We start from the raw sequence: 20,856 nt of genomic DNA on the forward strand, positions 1-20,856 counted from the left end.
GGAAGCTAAGACCCACTGCGCCGATGGTACTGCACTCGGGAGGGTGTGGGAGAGTAGGTCACCGCCGGACATAAATGTCCCGGAACCCCCAAGCACACTGTGTTTGGGGGTTCCGATGTTTAACCCCACTTTCTGGTCAACGATCACGGGTCGTCAAGCGCCCGCGTCGCCGCGCCACTCCCGAATGTCTCGCAGGCCCCCTTCGTGGCCGGAGCCGTTAGTGTGGAGGGATGGACGGACTATTCTCACACGCGGCATCGGCCAACGAGCCTGGCTCCCAAAACGATTACCGATTGCCGGAACACCGGCACACGGTCAACGTCCCGGTGTCTGCGGATCAAGCCTTTGAAGGCTTCTCGGAATACATCCACTTGTGGTGGCCGGTAGGTAAATTTTCACACTTCGGCCCGGGCAGCCACGTCACTTTTGAGCGGGGGAGCCTGCTCGAGGAATCTGAAGACGGCGAGCACCATCTCTGGGGCAAGATCGTGCATCTTGATTCACCGCAGACCATCGTCCTGGAATTCACCCTGGGCATGGAAACGGCCCCGCCCACCCATGTGAGCCTTGAGTTCCATGAGCAGGGGAGCGGCACCGAGCTTGTCCTGACGCATGACGGCTGGGGCTCCGGACAGGTCGGCCAGGAGCAATTCGAGCATTACACACAGTGGCCAGAGATCCTTGACTACTATGCTCGCTTCATGGGAGCCAAAAGCCGGCCCGACCGCTAGACCCCATAGACCATCACTGCCGTGGCCTGTTCACGGCACAGCCATATCAAGAATGCTTCGAAAGGGTGGCATGAGCCTCGAACCCGCAGACTCGGCACTGATTGATGATCTGATCCTGCACATCGGTGAGGGGGCAGTATCCACCGACCCCAAGGTGCTGTTGTCCCATAGCCATGACTTCGGAAAGATCGTTGACCACCAGCTGCCCTTGGCCGTTGTCTTTGCCGAGCGCGTGGAAGACGTCCAGGCGGCTCTGCGGCTGGCCTCGGCGGCCGGAGTGAAGGTCGTGCCTCGTGGGGCCGGCACGGGCGTCTCAGGTGGCGCCCACGCTACCGCACGCTGCATCGTGCTCTCCCTCGAACGCATGGACCGGATCCTGGAGATCCGTCCCGAGGACGAAGTGGCGGTGGTCCAGCCTGGTGTCATCAATGCGACTCTGAACAGGTCCGTTGCCAAGCATGGGCTCATGTACGCACCGGACCCCGCCAGCTACCAACAATCGACGATTGGCGGCAATGTAGCCACCAACGCCGGCGGGCTGCGCTGCGCCAAGTACGGGGTCACCACGGACTCGGTCCTGGGCCTGGACGTCGTCTTGGCCGATGGCACCCTGATCAGCACCGGACGGAACACCTTCAAGGGCGTCGCCGGCTACGACCTGACCTCGCTGTTGGTGGGCTCGGAGGGGACCCTTGGCGTGGTCGTCTCCGTCACCGTGCGGTTGCGCTACCTCAGCGAAAAGACCTGTTCGATCGCCGCGGTGTTCACCGACGTCGCCCAGGCGGCCGCCGGAGTGGTGGCCATCGCCGGGGTTCGTGTGCAGCCGGCGATCCTGGAGCTGATGGATATCGGCACCATGCGCGTCCTGGATGCCGCCTACGGCTCGGACCTCAGCGCCCGGGGCGGCGCCATGTTGTTGGTCCGCACGGACGGCCATGGCGGCGAAATCGAGGCAGGCATCGTGCGTTCGGCCCTTGAGGGCCTCGGCGCGCAGGTTAGCCGGCCGAATGACGAGGAAGCCGTGCGGTTGATCGAGATGCGACGGGCCAGCCGCGGGGACGGGCAGGACGACAAGTACCGGGTGGGGGAGGACATCGCGGTGCCGCGATCGGCCATGGTCGATTACATGGGATCGCTTGACCGGATCGCCGGTCGGAACAATGTCATGGTGCGCATCGTCGCCCATGCCGGGGACGGCAACCTGCACCCGACGTTCTGGGTCGACCCGGACGACGGCGCGGAGGGCGTGGCGCGGCTTGATGCCGCCCTGGAGGAATCCATCCGTGCAGCCCTGGAGGTTGGCGGCACCATCACCGGCGAGCACGGCGTGGGCACCGCCAAGCGCGACTGGCTGGCCTGGGAACAGTCCGAGGAGGTGCTTGAGCTGCAGCGCAAGATCAAAGCGGTTTTCGACCCTCAGGGCATCCTGAACCCCGGCAAGGCGATCTTGTGACGCAGAACCCCCTGCCCCGATTAGGTGTTGGAGTGAAAAGTCGGTAAACTTTTTATTCGTTGGTACAACACCGGGATATGGCGCAGCTTGGTAGCGCGCGTCGTTCGGGACGACGAGGTCGCAGGTTCAAATCCTGTTATCCCGACCAATGTGAGCCCCGCAAGAAACTTCGGTTTCCTGCGGGGCTCGTCCCATTTAAGGCACAGTTTCCGAGCTCGCCTTTTTGCCATTGTGTTTCAGTCGAGATTCACATAAATCACAGTGCTTTGAATTTCCAGATCCATTTGTTAATGGCCCAAGGGTATAAGAAGCCCCGTTCTGCAGTGCCAGTCCTGGGGCGGAAGGCCTGTCACGGACACGTCTTCCGTCTCATCCCATAAGCCACCAGTGCGCATCGTGTTCCCTGTCGCTTAAGCAAGTGTGGGGCCCGGCATCGGCCGGGCCCCAGACAAATCAGCGAATCTATACGTTGGTCGGGTTACTTGACCAGGTAGCCGCGCAGGTCCTCAAGAACCAACGATGCACCGGTCGGGCCCAGGCCCAGGAACCAGACGTCGTCGTTCACGCGCTGCACTTTGCCTGCCTTGACGGCCTCGAGCTTGCTCCAGATCGGGCCCTCGAGTGCTGCCTTCTCGCCGGTGGCCTCGGGGGTTCCGTAGGAGGTGTAGAAGATCCAGTCCGAATCCGCCTCGGCGAGGTTCTCCGCGGAGATCTCCTTGGCCAGGTCATCGATGTCCTGGTTCTCCGGGCGGGAGAGGCCTGCATCGTCGAGGATCACACCGATCAGCGAGGCGTTGCCGTAGAGGCGGATCTTCTCGGGCATGAAGCGCAGCAAGGAGATCTTGGGATCTCCCGTGACGTCCTTGCCCAGTGCGGTGGCCTTGTCCTGGTAGGCGTTGAGCACCTCGACGGCCTTGGTCTCCTCACCGAGCGCGGCAGCTGCAAGGCGGAAGTTTTCCTTCCACGGGTAGCCCGGGCGGATGGAGAAGACGGTCGGGGCGATCTGCGAAAGCTGCGGGTAGAGCTTGTCGGCGCGCAGCTGCGAGCCGACGATCAAATCCGGCTTCAGCGCGGCAACGGCCTCGAGGTTCAGCTCCTGGATGGTGCCCACGGTCTTTGCGTCCTTGACCGCCTCGGCCAGGTAGCTGGGGATCGAGTTGGCACCCTCGGTGGAGGGGATGCCGACCGGGGTGATGCCCAGGGAGAGCACGGCATCGAGTTCGCCGGTGTCCAGAACCACGACGCGCTCGGGCTTCTTGGCGATCTCGGTCTCTCCGTTGGCATGGTTCAGGGTGCGCGGGAAGACTCCCGGGGAGACGTTGGCGCCGAACTTGGCGGTCGCCTCGTCCGCGGTGGAGAAGCGCTCCCCGCCCACGGCGACGTCGGAGTTGCCCGCCGCGGTGTCGGTGGCGCCGCCGGCTGCACAGCCCGCGGTCAGTGCGATCAGGAGTAGTGCGGCTGCTGCCTTGGCGGCGCCGAAGCGGGGCCTGCGGCTCGAGGAATTCAATTTCACTACGCAAATGTAGCGTATTGATGTTGCCCGTGCCTAAGCGACGTAGTTCGAAGGGGGATTCCGACGCGGTAGTGTGGAACGGTTCGAAGCTAAGGAGATCATTCGTGGCCAGTCCCACCCCCGCTGCGGCGAACCCCGAAAACAGCCAAGCCAGCCTCGAAAAAGCCGTCATTGGTGGCTCGCCGGCGGCCATGGGATCGCTGTCGCCGGCCAGGATTCCGGGCGCCCTTGCGCGCCGCACGGCACTTTTGCTGTGTTTCGGATTATTGCTGGCGCTGTTGGCGCTCTTTTCCCTGGCAGTCGGATCCAAGCACATCGAGCTCTCCGTGGTCGTGGACGCGCTACTGGCCCCGAACGACTCGGCGGACCACGCCATCATCCGCGACTCGCGACTCCCGCGGGCGATCCTGGGCATCCTGGCCGGAAGCGCCCTGGGCATTGCCGGGGCGCTGGTCCAATCCATGACCCGAAACGCGCTGGCCGAGCCGGGCATCCTCGGCGTGAATGCCGGCGCCTCGCTGGCCATCGTCATTGCCGTGGGCACCTTCGGGGTGAACGGCTTCAGCGGCTACGTCTGGTTTGCCTTTGGCGGTGCGGTGCTTGCCACCGGCGCCGTGTACCTGGTCGGGATGTCAGGGGCGCGCTCCAACGACCCAGTCCGCCTGGTGCTTGCAGGGGTGGCGCTTGGGGCGGTGCTTTCCGGCATCGGCACCGCACTGGCCCTTGTACATCCCGGGGCCTTCGACCAGTTGCGCGCCTGGACCATCGGCTCACTCGAGGGGCGCTCCGCCGAGGTCCTGGCCCCGCTGGGAATCGCCGTGCTTACCGGCTTCGTGCTGGCGGCCTTCACCGGCCGCTCGCTGAACGCCCTGGCGCTGGGGGACGACACGGCCCTGGCCCTGGGCTACAAGGTGGGACGGGCCCGCGTGCTGATCCTGCTTGCCGTCACCGTGCTCGCAGGCGCCGCAACCGCCGCGGTGGGCGCAATCAGCTTCCTGGGCCTGATGGCCCCGCACCTGGCCCGCCGCTTCTCCGGCCCCGACGCCCGCTGGATGCTTGCCTACACCGCGGTGCTGGCCCCGATCATCCTGCTTGTCGCCGATGTGCTGGGCCGGGTCATCATTCCCGGTGAATTGGAGGCCGGGGTGGTCTGCGCCTTCGTGGGCGCCCCGGTGCTGATCATGCTGGCCCGCCGCAGGAAGCCGGTGGCGGTATGAGCACCGAGGCCAAGACCCAGGTGGCCAAGGCCGGCAACACGTTGGTCAAGGTGCCCGGCAGGGCCCGGCGATTGGGCCGCGAAGCCGCGCTGTGCCTGCTGCTCGCATCCCTGGCCGTGCTGTTCGCGCTGCTGGTGGTCGGCAGCGGCGACTACCCCATGGGCCCGGGCAAGGTCATCAACGTCATCCTCGGAGGCGGGGAAGGGCTGGAGAGCACCATTGTGTTCCAGTGGCGTGCCCCGCGCGCCGTGGCGGCGCTGGCCTTCGGCGCAGCGCTGGGCGTGGCGGGTGCGGTGTTCCAGTCGCTGACGCGCAACCCGTTGGGCTCGCCCGACATCATCGGCTTTTCCACCGGCGCCTACACCGGTGCCCTGCTGGCCCTGACCCTGGTGGGCGGCAGCTTCCTGGCGACCTCGCTGGGGGCGCTTGCCGGCGGCCTGCTGACCGCGGTTGCAGTGTACTTCCTGGCCTGGCGGCGCGGCTCCCACGGCTTCCGGCTGATCCTGGTCGGCATCGGCATCTCCGCGATGCTCGCGGCCCTGAACCAGTGGCTGGTGCTGCGCGCGGAGATCGAGGTGGCCATGGCCGCGGCGGTCTGGGGAGCCGGAACCCTCAACGGGGTCGGCTGGCCCGTGCTCATCCCGGCGCTGATCGCCATCGTCCCGATCCTTGCACTCACCCTGGCCGGCGGCCCGAAGCTGAACATGCTGGAGATGGGGGACGACACCGCGACGGCGCTGGGCGTGCACGTCGAGCCCACCCGTCTCACGATGATCGTCCTGGCGGTGTTGCTGACCGCGGCCACCACCGCGATCGCCGGGCCCATCGCCTTCGTGGCCCTGGTGGCGCCGCAGCTGGCCAAGCGGCTGAACCGGGCCTCGGGCATGCGCCTGGTCCCTGCCGCCTGTATGGGCGCGCTGTTGCTCGTGGCCAGCGACCTGGTGGCCCAGCGCATCTTCGCCCCGGTGCAGTTGCCGGTGGGCGTGGTGACGGTGAGCATCGGCGGCGTCTACCTGATCTGGCTGTTGGCCCGCGAGGGGCGTGCGGCCAACCGGACCTAGCCGTCGGTGGCGCGCAGCCAGGCGGCCGCGTTGGCGCCCAGCATGCCCATCGCGGCCAGCTTCGCGCCGTTGGCATCCGAGAAGAGCAACGGATCTCCCGCGGGCAGCGGCACGGGGGCGCCGGAGAGGTTCAGGACAATGATGGTGTCCGAATTGCGGATGGCCAGTACCTCGGGCAGCCCGGGATTGGCAAAGAAGGCCAGCGAACCCAGGCCCAGCCCCAACTCGCTGCGCAGGGCCAGCGCCTTGCGGTAGAGGTTCAGCGTGGAGGCCGGGTCATCGTCCTGCAGATCGCGGGAGAATGCTGCCCAGTTCCCGGGCTGCGGCAGCCAGGTGTCCCCGGTGGGGGAGAAACCGTAGGCCGGGGCATCGTGCACCCAGGGGATGGGAACGCGGCAGCCGTCGCGCCCGGTGCGCTCCCCGTTGCTGCGCAGGAACGTGGGGTCCTGGCGGTACCGATCCTCCAGCGTGGTGTGGTCGCCGAGGCCCAGCTCCTCGCCCTGGTAGAGGTAGGCACCTCCCGGCAACCCGAGCATGAACACCGTGGCGGCGCGCGCCCGGGCCAGACCCAGCGTGGTGTCGGGCTGCGGGTCCCGCGGGCCGATCCCGTCGCCCAGATCCAGGGCCACGCCGTCGAGTCCGAAGCGCGTGGCGTGGCGGGAGACATCGTGGTTCGACAGCACCCAGGTGGTGGGCGCGTCCACGGTGTCGAAGGCTTCCAGCGAGTCGCCGATGACCCCTGCCAGCGCGTCGCGGTCCCACAGGGTGCGCAGGTAATCGAAGTTGAAGGACTGGTGCATCTGGCCCGGGGCCACCCAGTCGGCCAGGCGCGTCAGCGGGCGCACGTTGGCCTCCGAGCAGAGCACCGGTTCCCCGGGGTACTCCTCGCAGATTTCCCGCCACCGGGCGAAGACCTGGTGCAGCTCCGGCTGGCCGAACATGGGCGCCTCGGCGAAGGGGAAGCCCGGCCGCGGGGTGCCATCCGGTGCCCCGCCCCAGTTGGGCATCCCGTGCTTCTTGAACATGGCGTGGGCGACGTCGATCCGGAAACCCCCGGCGCCGGCGTCCAGCCAGAAGCGCAGCGTCTTTTCGAACTCCTCTTGGACCGCGGGGTTGCGCCAGTTGAAGTCGGGCTGGGTCGCGTCAAAGAGGTGGAAGTAGTACTGGCCGGGGGTTCCGTCCGCGGCAGGTACGCGGGTCCAGCCCGAGCCGCCGAAGAGCGAGAACCAGTTGTTCGGCGGGGTGTTCCCGCCCTCGCCGCTGCCGTCGGCAAAGTGGAACATGGCGCGCTCGGCCGAGCCCGGCTCCGCGGCCAGGGCGGCCTTGAACAAGGCGTGCTCGTTGGAGCAGTGGTTGGGGACGATGTCGATGATGATGCGGATGCCGAAGGACTTGGCGGTGCTGATCAGCGTCTTCGCATCGTCCATGGTGCCGAAGAGCGGATCCACGCCCCGGTAGTCCGAGACGTCATAGCCGGCGTCCTTTTGCGGGGAGGGGAAGAAGGGGGAGAGCCAGATGGCATCCACGCCCAGGGTGGCGATCCGGGGCAGTTCGGCGGTGATGCCCGCCAGGTCGCCCATGCCGGACCCGGTGGAATCCTTGAAGGAGCGCGGGTAGATCTGGTAGATCACCGCGCGGCGCCACCATTGGTCGCCCGCCGAGGGCTCGTGCAGCACCGGCTGCAACGCATAGGGCGAAACGGCTTCGTTCTGGGAATCCGACGCGCTGGCGGCGTCCACGGGTAGCGACATGGTTTCAAGCCTATCTATTCGACGGTGAAATCGGTGGGGCCGTGGCAGTGCGTTACCCGGTGGCCGGAGGCGCGGTGGAGGTGCGCAGCACGAATTCGGTGGGGAAGAATTCGTCGGCCGGCGGGGTGCCGCCAGGCCCGTCCGCCGCGCCCTCGCCGAGCAGCTCCATGATGCGGGCGACCGCGGCCTCGCCCTGTGCGGCGGGGTGCTGGGCAATGGTGGTCAACCCGAAGAGCTCGCCGAGTTCGTGCCCGTCGATGCCGATCACCGAGAAGTCCCCTGGCAGCGAGAGCCCCAGGTCCCGGGCGGCCATGATGGCGCCGAACGCCATCTCGTCGGAGGCGCAGAGCAGTGCGGTGGGACGCCCGCGCGGGTTGGACAGCAGGCTGCGGACCTTTTGGTAGGCCCCTGCCATGGTGAAGTCGGCATCCAGCAGCCACTGCGGGTTCACCGCGATATCCGCCTGGTCCAGGGCGTATTCGAACCCGTCCAGGCGCGCGCCGGGCAGCTTGAAGTCCACGTTGAACACGTCGGCGCCACCCAGGAAGGCGATGTCGGTGTGCCCCAGGGAGACGAGGTGTTCGGTGGCCAGCGAGGCGATGTTGAAGTCATCGACCCGGATGGTCTGGACCTCGGGAAGCAGCCCGCCCAGGGCGACCAGCGGCTTGCCCACCGAGCGCAGCTGGTGCAGCTCGGGTGCGGTGAGCTTCAGCGTGACGGTGATGACTGCGTCGAGGCGCTGGCGCATGAGCAGGTCCTGGAAGACCGCGTCGCGGTGCCGCTGTTCGCCACTGGTGTTGTACAGGGTCAGGTCGTAGCCGCGGTCGTTGAGTTCCTGCGTGGCCCCCTGCAACACGTTGGCGTAGTACCAGCGTGAGACAGTGGGCATCACGATGCCGATGTTGCGGCTGCGCCCCGAGGCCAGGGAGGAGGCGTTGTAGGACAGGACGTAGCCCAGGTCCTTGGCGGCCTGGGCGACGGCCGCGCGGGAGGCCGCTGAGACCTTGCCGTTTCCGGACAGGGCGCGGGACACCGTGGCGACGGAGACCCCGGCGCGCAGTGCCACGTCCTTGATGCTTGCCATGATGTGCGGCTTCCTTGTCCTCGGGCGGTCGTGCTGGGGGGGGGTAAACGTGGGCAGGCTATGCGGTGTCCCGGCGCAGCCACACGGCCGCATCCGGGTTCAGCGACAGACCCGAGGCGGCGTCCGGCGATCCGGCAACCGCCGCGGCGGAACTGGCCAGCAACACCTCGCCTGCAGGTAGCCGGACGGGGGCGGAGCCCAGGTTCAGCAGGACCACCACCCCGGAATTCCCGAAGCCCAGCAGCTGTCCGCCGTCGGTTCCATCCACCCAGTTTAGGTTGCCCAGGCCCAGATCGTGGGTCCGGCGAAGCTCAAGCGCCCGGCGGTAGAAGCACAGCGTGGAGTCGGGGTCGGCCTCCTGCGCCTGCCGGGACACCGATTCCCAGCCTTCGGGCTGCGGCAGCCAGCCGGCGGCGTCGCTGAATCCCAGGGACGGGGTCGAGTCGTTCCAGGGCAGCGGGACCCGGCAGCCGTCGCGGCCCAGGCGCTCGCCGTTGGTGCGCGCGTAGGCGGGATCCTGGCGGTATTCGTGGGGCAGCAGGGTGTGGTCGCCCAGCCCCAGCTCCTCGCCCTGGTAGAGGTAGGCGCCGCCCGGAAGCCCCAGCATGAACAGCGTTGCGGCCCGGGCGCGGGCGAGCCCGAGCTCCGGATCGGGCTGTGCATCTCCGGGCCCCAGCCCGTCCCCGGGGCGCAGCGAAGGCGCGGTGGCGCCCAGCCTGGTGGCGTGGCGTGGCACGTCGTGGTTGGAAAGCACCCAGGTGCTCGGGGCTCCGACGGCGTCAAAGGCCTGCAGCGAGCGGGTGATGATGGCCTTCAGCGCCCCGGCGTCCCAGTTGGTGTGCAGGAAGGGGAAGTTGAAGGACTGGTGCATCTCGTCCGGGCGCACCCAGTCGGCCATGGCCTCGATGGGGTGCACATTGGCCTCGGCGCAGAGCACGCGCTCTCCGTCGTATTGATCGCAGATGGCCCGCCAGCGGCGGAAGACCTCGTGCACGGCCGGCTGGCCGAACATCGGGGCATCGGCAAAGGGGTAGCCGGGGGTATCGGCGCCGTCGGCCCGACCATGCCAGTCGGGCAACCCGGAGGCCTTGACCAGCGCGTGGGCAACGTCCACGCGGAACCCTCCGGCACCGCGATCCAGCCAGAAGCGCAGGATCGAAGCGAACTCGTCGCCCACCGCCGGGTTGTCCCAGTTGAAGTCGGGCTGTGAGGAGTCAAAGAGGTGCAGGTAGTACTGGCCGGGGCTGCCGTCCGGGTCGGGGACGCGGGTCCAGGCGGAGCCGCCGAAGTGGGACTGCCAGTTGTTGGGAGGCAACTGGCCGTCCACTCCGCGCCCGTCCCGGAAAATGAAGTACTCCCGGGCCGCCGATCCCCGCGGGGATGCGAGGGCCTCGCGGAACAGCGCGTGTTCGTTGGAGCAGTGGTTGGGCACGATGTCCACCAGGATCTTGACCTTGAGCCGGTTGGCCTCGGTGATCAGGTCGTCGAAGTCTTCCAGTGATCCGAAGAGCGGGTCCACGGCGCGATAGTCGGAGACGTCGTAGCCGGCATCCTTTTGCGGGGAGGCGAAGAACGGGGAAAGCCAGATGGCATCCACGCCCAGGGAGGCAATGTGGTGCAGCTCGGCGGTGATGCCGGGCAGGTCGCCGATGCCGCTGCCCGTGGTGTCGCGGAAGGAGCGCGGATAGATCTGGTAAATGACCGAGCGGCGCCACCATTCGGTGCCGTTCGAAGGCGCGTGGGTCGCGGCCTCGAACCGGGTCTCCAAGTGGGTTGGTGGGGTCGCTGGGCGCTCGTCGGTCTGTGACATGCGCTCAATCATAACGATGAATCCATCGAAAGTGGAAGCGTTTTCACTCGATATTCTCGGATCGCTGGTCCGGATGCATTTTGCGGGAGGTACGGTTTGTTTCGCATTTCCGCATACAAGCCACTAATTCTGTACACCTTTCGGTATCGTCATCGAGTCGCTCGCGAAAACTTCTTCATTGTGATCTGGACGACAGCAGTGGAAGCGTTTACACTAAATTCCACGACACCAGCGCCGATGGCATCACCGGGCGCGCAACACTCGAAAGAGGAACCATCATGACGGGAAACAACACACCCGGTGCACGTCTCACGCGCCGCACCTTTACCCTGGGTGCGGTCGGTGCGCTCTCGGCACTGGCACTGACAGCCTGCGGCGGTGGCGCTCCGGCGTCCGCCCCCGCAAGCAGTGCGGCAGCCACCAGCGCCGCGGCCAGCGTGCCGGCCACCGGGGCCAGCCTGACCATGTGGGTCGATGCCGAGCGCTCGCCGGCGCTGAAGGACATCATCGCCAAGTTCAAGGCCGAGAAGGGCATCGACGTCAAGCTGGTGGTCAAGGACTTCGCCGCCGTCCGCGACGACTTCATTACCCAGGCACCCACAGGCAAGGGCCCCGACATCATGGTCGGTCCGCATGATTGGCTGGGCAAGCTGGTGCAAAACGGCGTCGTGGCCCCGGTGCAGCTCGGCGACAAGGCGGGGACTTTTGCCGAAAGCTCCATCAAGGCCATGACCTACGACGGGCAGACCTACGGCGTCCCGTACTCCATCGAGAACGTGGCGCTGATCCGCAACACAAAACTCGCACCCGAGGCCAAGACCACGCTGGATGAGGTTCTCGCCGAGGGCAAGAAGGTCGTTGCCGCAGGCGATGCCAAGTTCCCGTTCCTGGTCGGACTCGATCCCAAGCAGGCCGACCCGTACCACCTCTACCCGTTGCAGACCTCCCTCGGGGCACCGGTCTTCGCCCAGAAAGCCGACGGCAGCTATGACGCCAGCCAGCTGACCCTGGACAACGAGGGCGGCAAGAAGTTCGCCCAGCTTCTGGCGGACCTCGGCGACAAGGGCTCAAAGGTCCTGAACTCCAACATCACCGGCGACATCGCCAAAGAGAAGTTCCTGGCCGGGGAATCCCCGTACTTCCTCACGGGCCCGTGGAATGTCCCGGACATCGAGGCCAAGGGCATCAAGTTCGCCGTCGACCCGTTGCCCACCGCCGGGGACAAGCCCGCCCAGCCATTCATTGGCGTGAACGGGTTCTTCATCTCCTCGAAGTCGAAGAATGCCCTGGCTGCCAACGAATTCGTGGTCAACTACCTCTCGCAGCAGGCCGCGCAGGACGAGCTGTTCAAGGTCGGCGGACGTCCGCCGGCACTGACCGCGTCCTTCGAGAAGGCCGCCAGCGACCCGGTGGTCAAGGCCTTCGGCGAGATCGGCGCCAACGGCGTTCCGATGCCTGCCGTTCCGGCCATGGATGCCGTCTGGGCCGACTGGGGCGGAACCGAACTGAACCTGATCAAGGGCAAGGAAGCCGACCCGGCAGCTGCCTGGTCGAAGATGACGGCCAACATTGAAAAGAAGATTGCCGGCGGCAAGTAGCCAACGGAATTGAACGCCGGCTGCGGGGAACCGGTGGTGCGTTCACGATGCGCACCACCGGTTTCACGCAGCCGGATCCGGGCCCCGCGGCCCGACCCACATCGCCGGTCGGCGGTCGATCGCACAAGGAAAGATGTTGGACCCCATGGTTGAAATCGATGAAAAGCCCAGCGCGGCACTGCCGCGGCGAAACGGAAAGCAGCCACGGGCCACGGGCCGCGGCACCGATTCCCTCGGCGGCATCCTCGCCAAGATCATCCTGCTGGGCATCACGGATGCCGTGGCCGCCTTCGTCCTCTTCCAGCTGGCGCTCAGCGCCGAATGGCTGATCTTCGGGATTTCGCTGCTCACCACGCTGGTGATCAACTGGATCTACCTGCGCCGCGGGGGGCTGCCGGCCAAGTACCTGGCTCCGGGTGTCATCTTCCTGCTGGTCTTCCAGGTCTTCGTGATGATCTTCTCCACCTACATCGCCTTCACCAACTACGGCGACGGACACAACTCCACCAAGGCCGACGCGGTCGCCTCCATCCAGCTCTCGGCCTCCGAGCGCGTTCCGGATTCCCCGCAATTCCCCACCTCCGTCCTGGAGAAGAACGGCAGCTACTTCCTGCTGGTCACCACGCCCGAGGGCGAGGCAAGGCTCGGCTCCGCCGACAAGCCCCTGGAAACCGTCACCCCCTCGGCCACCGGCGCGACGGGAGCCGCAACCGGCGTGGAGGGCTACACGACCCTGGACTTCGCGACCCTTTTGGCGCACCAGCAGGAAATCACCTCGCTCACGGTGCCGATCAGCGAGAACCCCGAGGAAGGGGCGCTGAAGACCGCAGACGGCTCCACCTCCTACGTCTACACCCCCAAGCTCAAGTACGACGCGAACGCCGACACCTTCACCGACACCGCCACCGGCGTCACCTACTCCGATGACGGCCGCGGGTCGTTCGTCGCCGCGGACGGCACGCAGCTGAACACCGGCTGGAAGGTCAACGTGGGACTGGACAACTTCCAGCGCGCGTTCACCGACCCGAACCTCCAGGGCCCGCTGCTGCAGGTGATCGCCTGGACCTTTGCCTTCGCCATCCTCTCGGTGGCCACCACCTTCGCACTCGGCCTGTTCCTTGCCATCACCTTCAACCGGGCGGACATGAAGGGGCAGAAGATCTATCGGATCCTGATGATTCTTCCCTACGCCTTCCCCGCCTTCCTTTCCGGGCTCGTCTGGTCGGGCCTCTTGAACCCGGAATTCGGGTTCGTCAACAACGCCCTGCTCGGCGGGGCCGACATCCCCTGGCTCACCGACCCGGTACTGGCCAAGATCTCGGTGCTCATGGTGAACCTCTGGCTGGGCTACCCGTACATGTTCCTGGTTTGCACCGGTGCCCTGCAGTCGCTGCCCGAGGAAGTTGACGAGGCCGCCCGCATGGACGGGGCGGGCGCGTGGAAGATCTTCACCGCCATCAAGCTGCCGCTGCTGCTGGTCTCCCTGGCGCCGCTGCTGATCTCCTCCTTCGCCTTCAATTTCAACAACTTCAATGTCATCTACATGCTCACCGGCGGCGGCCCGCGCTTTGACGGCACCACCTTCGACATCGGCTCCACCGACATCCTGATCACCATGGTCTACAAGATCGCCTTCGGCACCGGCACCGGCCGCGACTACGGACTGGCCAGCGCGCTGGCCATCCTGATCTTCATCATCGTCGCCGTGGTGTCAGCGCTGAGCTTCAAGAAGACCAAGGCCCTGGAGGAACTGAACTAATGAGCACCGTGATCGCACAGGCACCCGAAACCCCGGTGCTCGAAAACCGGCCCGCGCGGGCCAAGGGAAACCAACCCACGTTCGGGCACTGGTTCAAGTCCAAGGGCTGGCGCCACCTGGTGGCCATTGCCGCCACGGCATTCTCCGTGTTCCCGCTGCTCTATGTCCTCTCCGCGGCACTGAACCCCACGGGCACCATGGCCGGGGCCAGCACCATGTTCACCGAGTTCGGCTGGGGCAACTTCGAGGCACTCTTCGCGAACCAGGAACGGCCCTTCGGCCGCTGGTTCGTCAACACCCTGGTCATCGGCCTGATCACCTCCGCGGCCACCGTGTTCCTCGGCGCGCTGGCGGCCTACGCGTTTTCCCGGATGCGCTTCACCGGCCGCCGGGTCGGGCTGCTGACCCTCTTGCTGCTGCAGATGTTCCCGCAGCTGCTCACCGTGGTGGCGATCTTCCTGCTGTTGAACTTCATCGGCGACATCATTCCCGCCCTCGGGCTCGGCTCCCAGCTCGGGTTGATCATGGTCTACCTGGGCGGGGCGCTGGGTGTGAACACCTACCTGATGTACGGCTTCTTCAACACCGTCCCGATGTCCCTGGACGAGTCCGCGCGCATCGACGGGGCCAGCCACGTGCAGGTGTTCTTCAAGATCATCCTGCCGCTGGTCACCCCGATCCTCGCGGTCGTTGGCCTGCTGGCCTTCATCGGCATTTCCTCCGAGTTCGTGATCGCCTCGGTGGTGCTCACCGACCCCGACTCGCAGACCCTGGCCGTGGGACTGTACTCCTATGTGGCCCAGCAGCGCAGCGAGAACTGGGGAGTCTTCGCAGCCGGGGCGGTGCTTGCTGCCGTTCCGGTGATGACGCTGTTCCTCTTCCTGCAGCGCTACATCACCTCCGGCCTGACCGCCGGCGGCGTCAAGGGATAGCGTCCATGCCCGGAACCGAGATGCACGCCGTCGATTCGACGCCGTCCCTGCAGCCGCACCACGACGGATCTCCCGCCTATGTGGCCGGCCCGGCAGCGCCGCGGCTGGGGCAGGAACTGCGGGTGCGGCTCCGGGTCCCGGCGGGTGCCGCGGCACCGGTTGCCGCGTGGCTTCGCAGCCTGCGCGACGGGGAACCTCACCTCGAACCGGCGGGCAAGGCGCTCGGCGACGATACCCACGGCTACTTCGAAGCCACGCTGACGATGGTGAATCCGGTGCAACGCTATCGCTGGTACCTGCAGTACCGGGATGCCGAGGGCGCGGACCAGTACCGTTGGTTGAATGCGGCCGGGATGCACCGCCGCGATGTGCCCGACGCCTTTGATTTCAGGATCCAGGCGGAGCACGGGACCCCGGATTGGGTCAAGGAATCAATCATGTACCAGGTCTTCCCCGACAGGTTCGCAAACTCCGGCGCCGAGAAGCCGACGGCGGGCTGGATGGTTCGCTGCGACTGGGACACCCCGGTGCAGGGAAGCGGTGCCGATACGTCCCGGCAATTCTATGGGGGCGACCTTCCAGGGATCCAAGGCAAGCTCGATCATTTGGTTTCCTTGGGGGCGACGGTGCTCTACCTGACGCCGATCTTCCCCGCGGCCTCCAACCACCGCTACGACGCTTCCTCCTTTGACGAGGTCGACCCGTTGCTCGGCGGGGATGCCGCCCTGGTTTCGCTGGTCGAGGCAGCCCATGCCAGAGGGCTGCGTGTGGTGGGCGACCTGACCACCAACCACACCGGGGCCGGGCACCACTGGTTCGTTGATGCCTACAAGAATCCCGGGGCGCCCACGGGGGAGTACTACTACTTCAACGAGGACAACAGCGAATACGAGGCCTGGCTGGGCGTGCCCTCGCTGCCCAAGCTGAACTGGAATGCCGCTGCCCTGCGCGAGCGCTTCATCCTGGCGGAGGACTCGGTGGCGGTGCGTTGGCTCAAGGAACCCTTCAACCTCGACGGTTGGCGGATCGACGTGGGAAACATGACCGGGCGGCGCGGGGCCGATGACCTGAACCACGAGGTCGCCCGGATGCTGCGCGAGCGCATTGAGGAGGTGAAGCCCGGGGCGATGCTGCTTGCCGAATCGACGTCCGACGCGGCGCACGATGTTCCCGGGGACGGCTGGCAGGGAGTGGTGAGCTACAGCAATTTCGCCAGGCCACTGTGGCAATGGCTGGCCAGGGACCCCGATCCCGAAGCCTTCAAGTGGTTCTTCGGGTTGCCGCAGCCAGGGCCGGCGCGAATTGATGCGAGGGACTTGGTGGCGACACATCGGGAAATGTCGGCTGGCTTCAGCTGGGAGGTGCGGCTTGCCAACGCCAACGCCCTGGACACCCACGACACCGCTCGGGCCGCCAGCCACATGATTGACGGCGGACAGGAAGTCGCGGCTTGCGCGCAATTCACGTTCCCGGGAATCCCGCTGGTGTTTGCCGGGGACGAATTCGGGCTGCACGGATTCAACGGTGAGGACTCCCGCACCCCCATGCCCTGGGGAAGGCCAGAAAAGTGGGGCAGGGACCTGCGCCCGCTCTACGCCGAATTGGCGGCACTGCGGTCCAACCATCGGGCATTGGTTGATGGCTCGCTGCGCTGGATCATCGCCGAGGAGAACCTGCTGGTTTACGTCCGGGAGCATGCGAGCGGCTCGGTGTTGTGCGTGCTGGCCCGGGGCGCGGTCCCGGAAACCACTCTGGGCAACGCGGTGCGGCTGGCCGGTGAGCCGGGAAGCGCTCTCGCAGCGGTGGGAGTTGCACCCGGATTGGTGGTGAACGAGGCGGGGGAATTGCTGGTCAGCGCGGGCGGTCCCGGCGCTTCGCTCCACCTTGCCACAGCAAGTGGAGCGTGGAGCTAGCGGGCGGGAGTCGAATCCTGGACGCGGACGAGTCCTCGTTCGGTCACGGCACTCCCCGCGGCGAACACCAAGATGGCGACAAAGATCGGAAGGAAACCTCCGAACCCTTCGTCGGACGGGAGCCTGAGCTGCAACAACACAAAGACCGCCACGGACAATGCAAGCCAAAGCGCAAACGTCAGCGCTTTCCTGCGTGTGGGAACGCCTGCCCACATGGGCACTTCGCCCGCCGCATGTTCTCCGCTGAGTCCAAGCCACTTCAACTCCGGAATCATTTCCGTTAGCAATTAGCCGCGGTCAGCCCGGAGTATTCCGCACCGCCGAGTGGCGGGCGAGATCCCGGGTGACCAGTAAGACTCAGTCATTTGGTCCAAGCTGTCGGGGGCCCTTCAAGTCACCGGTCGGGAACAAAACGACCCAACGGACAGCCAATAGGGGACAAGGTCTCTGGTAGAAGAATCTCCTATATTTCAACCAGCAGGCCGACGGAAACTGAATCGGCGGTTGCGGCCTGCTACGTCGTCGTGGATTCCTCGTCCTCGCCCAACACCAGCCGGGCCTCGTCCCTCCGGTGGCGCAGCACCGCCTCCACGTAGGACGCCACTGCCTCCTCCATGGGGACGTTGGAGCCGCGTGCCTCGGAAATGTACCAGCGGTGCTCGAGGACCTCGTGAACGATCTGGGCAGGCTCCAGCTTTCCGTGGAACTCGCGGGGGATGGCTCCGGTGATCCTGTCAAAGACGTCGGTGACCCAACGCGCTGCAGCCATCTCCTCGTCGGCATCCGGATGTTTCTTGGCCCGGTAGGCATCCAGGTCGTTGAGCAGCCGGCGGGCCTGGCCCTCCTCCACGTCCAGCCCGGTCAGGCGCAGCAGCCTGCGGGTGTGGTGCCCGGCGTCCACGACCTTGGGCTGGATAAGCAGCTTGCCGCCGTCCGGAGAGGTCTTGAGGCTGATTTCCTCCACGTCGAAACCCAGCTCGTTGAGCCGGCGGATGCGCTCGTCGACCCGCCAGCGTTCGGAGAGGTCGAAGGATTCCTTGTCATTGAGCTCGGCCCAGAGTCCGCGGTAGGCATGGAGGATATCCTCGCTGGTGGCCACGGGGTCCACGGTGTCCTCGATGAGCCCGGCCTCCATCAGGTCCATGAGTTCCCCGGCAATGTTCACGCGGGCGATTTCCAGGTCGTATTCGCGCTGGCCGGAGGACAGCTCGGGGTACAGCTCACCGGTTTCCGCGTCCACCAGGTACGCGGCGAAGGACTCGGCGTCGCGCCGGAACAACGTGTTGGACAGGGACACGTCTCCCCAGTAGAACCCGATCAGGTGCAGGCGGACCAGCAGTAGCGCCTGGGCGTCAATGAGCCGGGTGAGGGTGTCGCGGCGCAGCTTCTGGGAGAACAGCGCGCGGTAGGGCAGCGAGTATTTCAGGTGCCGGGTGACCAACACCGGGTCAAGGTCGTTGCCCTCGGTGTCCGTGCGCCCGGTGATCACCGCGACAGGTTCCACGCAGGGGGCAGCCAACCGACGCAGCTTGCGCAGCATGTGGTATTCGTGCCGGGCCACGTGCTCGCCGGTTTCCTTGATGGCAATCACCGCCTTGCCCATCATGGCGAAGCGCACCACATGCCGTGAGATGCCCCGAGGCAGCGGGGCCAGCGTGTCGCTCGGCCAGTCCTCCAGCTGGATTTGCCACGGCAGATTCAACAGGCCCGGATCCGCGGTGGCCGAGGTGATGGACAGCGAACCGGCAACGGACGGGGGAGTGGCAGGGGAGGAATCGCGCGGCAACTTGCCGTTCTGGGCATGGTTGGTGGGCTCGTCGTGCCAGCTGGCGGTGTGGCGAATCATGGCGTGTGTGCCGTCCCTTGGTGCAGTGATGAGGGGAATGGGGAAGCGGATATGCGAAGGCGGCCGCACCCAGCACTGGGCTGAATACGGCCGCCATTGGCAGTTGTCGTGCAATTACACGATAACGGGAAAGGTCCTAGATCTCGGTGGCTACCTGTGCGTGTGCGCCGTTTCGGGAAGGCTCGGCCAGGCGCTCGCCGGAGGCGGTGTCAAAGAGGTGCACGTGCCCGATCTTCGGCGCCACGTGAATGGTTTCGCCCTTGAACGGGGGCTTGCGGCCATCGACGCGCACAACCATCTGGTATTCGGTGCCGCCCACGGTGGTGTGCCCGTAGACGTAGGCATCTGCGCCAAGTTCCTCGACAACGTCAACCTCGACCGCAAGGCCCTCTGCCTCGGAGACCTGGTCCAGGTCCTCGGGTCGCACGCCCAGCGTGACCGAGTTGCCGGTTGCTGACTCCAGCGTCGCCGAGGCCACAGGGTAGATGGTTCCACCGAAGGCGACACCGCCGTCGGCCACCGGCAGCTCCAGCAGATTCATGGCGGGGGAGCCGATGAAGCCGGCAACAAAGACGTTCTGCGGGCGGTCGTAGAGTTCGCGCGGGGTGCCGACCTGCTGCAGCAATCCGTCCTTGAGCACCGCAACGCGGTCACCCATGGTCAATGCCTCGACCTGGTCGTGGGTCACGTACACCGTGGTGACGCCCAGGCGGCGGGTCAGCGAAGCGATCTGCGTGCGGGTCTGCACGCGAAGCTTGGCATCAAGGTTTGATAGCGGCTCATCCATGAGGAATACCTGAGGGCTGCGCACGATGGCGCGTCCCATGGCCACGCGCTGGCGTTGGCCACCGGAGAGGGCCTTGGGCTTGCGGTCCAGGTAGTCCTCGAGGTCAAGAAGCTTGGCTGCCTCCTGGACGCGGCGGGCACGTTCGTCCTTGTCGATTCCGGCAATCTTCAGGGCAAAGCCCATGTTGTCGGCGACGGACATGTGCGGGTACAGAGCGTAGTTCTGAAAGACCATGGCAATGTCGCGGTCCTTGGGCGGGACGTTGGTGACGTCGCGGTCGCCAATGAGGATGCGTCCGGAGTTCACGTCCTCGAGGCCGGCGAGCATGCGCAGCGTGGTGGACTTTCCGCAGCCCGAGGGGCCGACAAGAACCAGGAATTCGCCATCGGCGATCTCCAGGGAAATCTTGTCCACGGAAGGTGTGGTGGCTCCGGGGTAAATGCGGGTGGCCTGGTCAAATGTTACTGATGCCATGAGGCAGCGATCCTTTCACGGGCAGGTACGTGCCCGACGGTCCGTAGTGAATGGAATCACAAGCTTCTCATATCAAGGACCAATTCCAAAAGGGCAGGCAATTCCCCGGGCCCATTAAGACGGAATTGTGCCTTTGATTTACCTGAACCGATTTTCACCCCGATATCGCCCGGGCGCAGAACGGCAAAGGCGTCCTCGTCCGTGACATCGTCTCCGGCAAACAGCACGGTGGAGGCGTCGGCAACCTCACGCAGCCAATTCAGCCCGTCCCCCTTGGTGCCCACCAGCACGCTGGCCTCCAGCACGGACTTGCCGTCCAAGGCCTGCAGGTTCTCGATACCGTCCAATTGCTCGTGGGCGGCCCGCAATGCGGTGGCGCCGACCTCGGGGTCGGCCTGACGCACATGCAGGACGATCGAGGCGGGCTTGTATTCAAGCGTGGTTCCCCGGTTGGAAGAGGAGATGGCTTCCAGGATTGCGGTGGCCTTGGCCAGCGCCGAGGTTTGTGCGGGACTGAGATCGATGTGTTCGTCCTCGGCGTCAAAGTCCGCGGGAGCCCAGCGTTCGGTGCCGTGGCTGCCAACCAACAGGGTTTGTTCGGGCGGCTTGCCAACGGCACGCAGCGAGGCCAAATCGCGGCCGGAAATCACGGCGGTTATGGTGTTTTCCAAGGCGGCCAACTTGGCCAGGGCCTCGGCGGCGGCCGGCAATGGGCGCGCGTCCTCGGGGCGGTCGACCAAGGGGGCCATGGTTCCGTCGAAGTCCAGTGCTACGAGCAGGATCGGGGTTTCGACCAGGGATTCAATGGCATCGGCGAGGTCTGGAGAGAGGGGACTCATGGGTAACCGGCTGATCCTTTCAGGCATTCGAAGCGGGTAAGGAACGGGGGCTCGGGTCAAGTCGGGTCAGCTGTCTCGACCCAAGACC

General features: G+C 65.9%; 15 protein-coding genes and 1 tRNA gene. 9 read left to right on the top strand and 7 right to left on the bottom strand.

The genetic code is table 11. The features are described 5' to 3' along the window. Positions 1-293 precede the first annotated feature (293 nt). From ACLQ7E_RS10960 to ACLQ7E_RS10970, 3 genes are all read left to right on the top strand, one after another. The gene (locus ACLQ7E_RS10960) at positions 294-731 is read left to right on the top strand and encodes an SRPBCC domain-containing protein (protein ID WP_411732610.1); all 438 of its coding nucleotides are present in this window, start codon (positions 294-296) and stop codon (positions 729-731) included. A gap of 70 nt (positions 732-801) precedes the next feature. After that, positions 802-2,184, top strand: coding sequence for an FAD-binding oxidoreductase (locus ACLQ7E_RS10965; protein ID WP_411732611.1), 1,383 nt, complete (start codon positions 802-804; stop codon positions 2,182-2,184). A gap of 71 nt (positions 2,185-2,255) precedes the next feature. Next, a tRNA-Pro gene (locus ACLQ7E_RS10970) sits at positions 2,256-2,332 on the top strand. A gap of 330 nt (positions 2,333-2,662) precedes the next feature. Here ACLQ7E_RS10970 and ACLQ7E_RS10975 read toward each other — a convergent pair. After that, entirely contained in the window at positions 2,663-3,691 is a 1,029-nt protein-coding gene (locus ACLQ7E_RS10975) for an ABC transporter substrate-binding protein (RefSeq protein WP_411732647.1), read from the bottom strand. A 110-nt stretch (positions 3,692-3,801) separates the two neighbouring features. On the opposite strand from ACLQ7E_RS10975, the gene ACLQ7E_RS10980 reads away from it, so the two are divergent. After that, a complete protein-coding gene (locus ACLQ7E_RS10980) occupies positions 3,802-4,914 on the top strand; it encodes an iron chelate uptake ABC transporter family permease subunit (protein ID WP_411732612.1) in 1,113 nt (370 codons plus the stop codon). After that, positions 4,911-5,975 (top strand): FecCD family ABC transporter permease, encoded by a 1,065-nt coding sequence (locus ACLQ7E_RS10985; RefSeq protein ID WP_411732613.1) that lies wholly within the window; start codon positions 4,911-4,913, stop codon positions 5,973-5,975. The genes ACLQ7E_RS10980 and ACLQ7E_RS10985 overlap by 4 nt, the downstream gene beginning before the upstream one ends. On the opposite strand, the gene ACLQ7E_RS10990 is transcribed toward ACLQ7E_RS10985, so the two are convergent. Genes ACLQ7E_RS10990 through ACLQ7E_RS11000 form a run of 3 tightly spaced genes read right to left on the bottom strand, consistent with a single transcriptional unit; the run spans position 5,972 to position 10,620 of the window. Continuing rightward, entirely contained in the window at positions 5,972-7,726 is a 1,755-nt protein-coding gene (locus tag ACLQ7E_RS10990; protein ID WP_411732614.1) for an alpha-amylase family glycosyl hydrolase, read from the bottom strand. The genes ACLQ7E_RS10985 and ACLQ7E_RS10990 overlap by 4 nt on opposite strands. 52 nt (positions 7,727-7,778) lie before the next feature. Then, complete coding sequence (locus ACLQ7E_RS10995; protein ID WP_411732615.1) at positions 7,779-8,810, bottom strand: LacI family DNA-binding transcriptional regulator; 1,032 nt, start codon at positions 8,808-8,810, stop codon at positions 7,779-7,781. A 58-nt stretch (positions 8,811-8,868) separates the two neighbouring features. After that, positions 8,869-10,620 carry an alpha-amylase family glycosyl hydrolase gene (locus ACLQ7E_RS11000; protein ID WP_411732616.1) on the bottom strand — a complete coding sequence of 584 codons (1,752 nt, stop codon included), beginning with the start codon at positions 10,618-10,620 and terminating at the stop codon, positions 8,869-8,871. Positions 10,621-10,898: 278 nt separating this feature from the next. Here ACLQ7E_RS11000 and ACLQ7E_RS11005 point away from each other — a divergent pair, with 278 nt between their 5' ends. The 4 genes from ACLQ7E_RS11005 (at position 10,899) to ACLQ7E_RS11020 (ending at position 16,822) form a co-directional block, all read left to right on the top strand. After that, a complete protein-coding gene (locus ACLQ7E_RS11005; RefSeq protein ID WP_411732617.1) occupies positions 10,899-12,218 on the top strand; it encodes an extracellular solute-binding protein in 1,320 nt (439 codons plus the stop codon). Between the two features lie 145 nt (positions 12,219-12,363). Beyond that, on the top strand, positions 12,364-13,977 hold the full coding sequence (locus tag ACLQ7E_RS11010) for an ABC transporter permease subunit (RefSeq protein ID WP_411732618.1): 1,614 nt from the start codon (positions 12,364-12,366) through the stop codon (positions 13,975-13,977). After that, positions 13,977-14,909: a sugar ABC transporter permease gene (locus ACLQ7E_RS11015; protein WP_411732619.1), complete on the top strand. Its 933-nt coding sequence runs from the start codon at positions 13,977-13,979 to the stop codon at positions 14,907-14,909. The genes ACLQ7E_RS11010 and ACLQ7E_RS11015 overlap by 1 nt, the downstream gene beginning before the upstream one ends. A gap of 5 nt (positions 14,910-14,914) precedes the next feature. Continuing rightward, on the top strand, positions 14,915-16,822 hold the full coding sequence (locus ACLQ7E_RS11020) for a glycoside hydrolase family 13 protein (RefSeq protein WP_411732620.1): 1,908 nt from the start codon (positions 14,915-14,917) through the stop codon (positions 16,820-16,822). Between the two features lie 514 nt (positions 16,823-17,336). Here ACLQ7E_RS11020 and ACLQ7E_RS11025 read toward each other — a convergent pair. The 3 genes from ACLQ7E_RS11025 to otsB all read right to left on the bottom strand — a co-directional run bounded on the left by ACLQ7E_RS11025 (position 17,337) and on the right by otsB (position 20,768). Further along, positions 17,337-18,668: a DUF4032 domain-containing protein gene (locus ACLQ7E_RS11025; RefSeq protein ID WP_411732621.1), complete on the bottom strand. Its 1,332-nt coding sequence runs from the start codon at positions 18,666-18,668 to the stop codon at positions 17,337-17,339. A gap of 136 nt (positions 18,669-18,804) precedes the next feature. Beyond that, positions 18,805-19,929, bottom strand: coding sequence for an ABC transporter ATP-binding protein (locus ACLQ7E_RS11030; RefSeq protein WP_411732622.1), 1,125 nt, complete (start codon positions 19,927-19,929; stop codon positions 18,805-18,807). A 56-nt stretch (positions 19,930-19,985) separates the two neighbouring features. After that, positions 19,986-20,768 carry a trehalose-phosphatase gene (gene otsB / locus ACLQ7E_RS11035; protein WP_411732623.1) on the bottom strand — a complete coding sequence of 261 codons (783 nt, stop codon included), beginning with the start codon at positions 20,766-20,768 and terminating at the stop codon, positions 19,986-19,988. Positions 20,769-20,856: the final 88 nt, after the last annotated feature.

Source organism: Paeniglutamicibacter sp. (genome assembly GCF_046714615.1).
Taxonomy (GTDB): domain Bacteria; phylum Actinomycetota; class Actinomycetes; order Actinomycetales; family Micrococcaceae; genus Paeniglutamicibacter.

Bases quoted from the DNA above. Each gene is read 5' to 3' on its own strand.
- ACLQ7E_RS11000 (WP_411732616.1), bottom strand. From the start codon at position 10,620: ATGTCACAGACCGACGAGCGCCCAGCGACCCCACCAACCCACTTGGAG.
- ACLQ7E_RS10965 (WP_411732611.1), top strand. From the start codon at position 802: ATGAGCCTCGAACCCGCAGACTCGGCACTGATTGATGATCTGATCCTG.
- ACLQ7E_RS11030 (WP_411732622.1), bottom strand. From the start codon at position 19,929: ATGGCATCAGTAACATTTGACCAGGCCACCCGCATTTACCCCGGAGCC.
- otsB (WP_411732623.1), bottom strand. From the start codon at position 20,768: ATGAGTCCCCTCTCTCCAGACCTCGCCGATGCCATTGAATCCCTGGTC.
- ACLQ7E_RS11005 (WP_411732617.1), top strand. From the start codon at position 10,899: ATGACGGGAAACAACACACCCGGTGCACGTCTCACGCGCCGCACCTTT.
- ACLQ7E_RS10995 (WP_411732615.1), bottom strand. From the start codon at position 8,810: ATGGCAAGCATCAAGGACGTGGCACTGCGCGCCGGGGTCTCCGTCGCC.
- ACLQ7E_RS10990 (WP_411732614.1), bottom strand. From the start codon at position 7,726: ATGTCGCTACCCGTGGACGCCGCCAGCGCGTCGGATTCCCAGAACGAA.
- ACLQ7E_RS10985 (WP_411732613.1), top strand. From the start codon at position 4,911: ATGAGCACCGAGGCCAAGACCCAGGTGGCCAAGGCCGGCAACACGTTG.
- ACLQ7E_RS11015 (WP_411732619.1), top strand. From the start codon at position 13,977: ATGAGCACCGTGATCGCACAGGCACCCGAAACCCCGGTGCTCGAAAAC.
- ACLQ7E_RS11020 (WP_411732620.1), top strand. From the start codon at position 14,915: ATGCCCGGAACCGAGATGCACGCCGTCGATTCGACGCCGTCCCTGCAG.
- ACLQ7E_RS11010 (WP_411732618.1), top strand. From the start codon at position 12,364: ATGGTTGAAATCGATGAAAAGCCCAGCGCGGCACTGCCGCGGCGAAAC.
- ACLQ7E_RS11025 (WP_411732621.1), bottom strand. From the start codon at position 18,668: ATGATTCGCCACACCGCCAGCTGGCACGACGAGCCCACCAACCATGCC.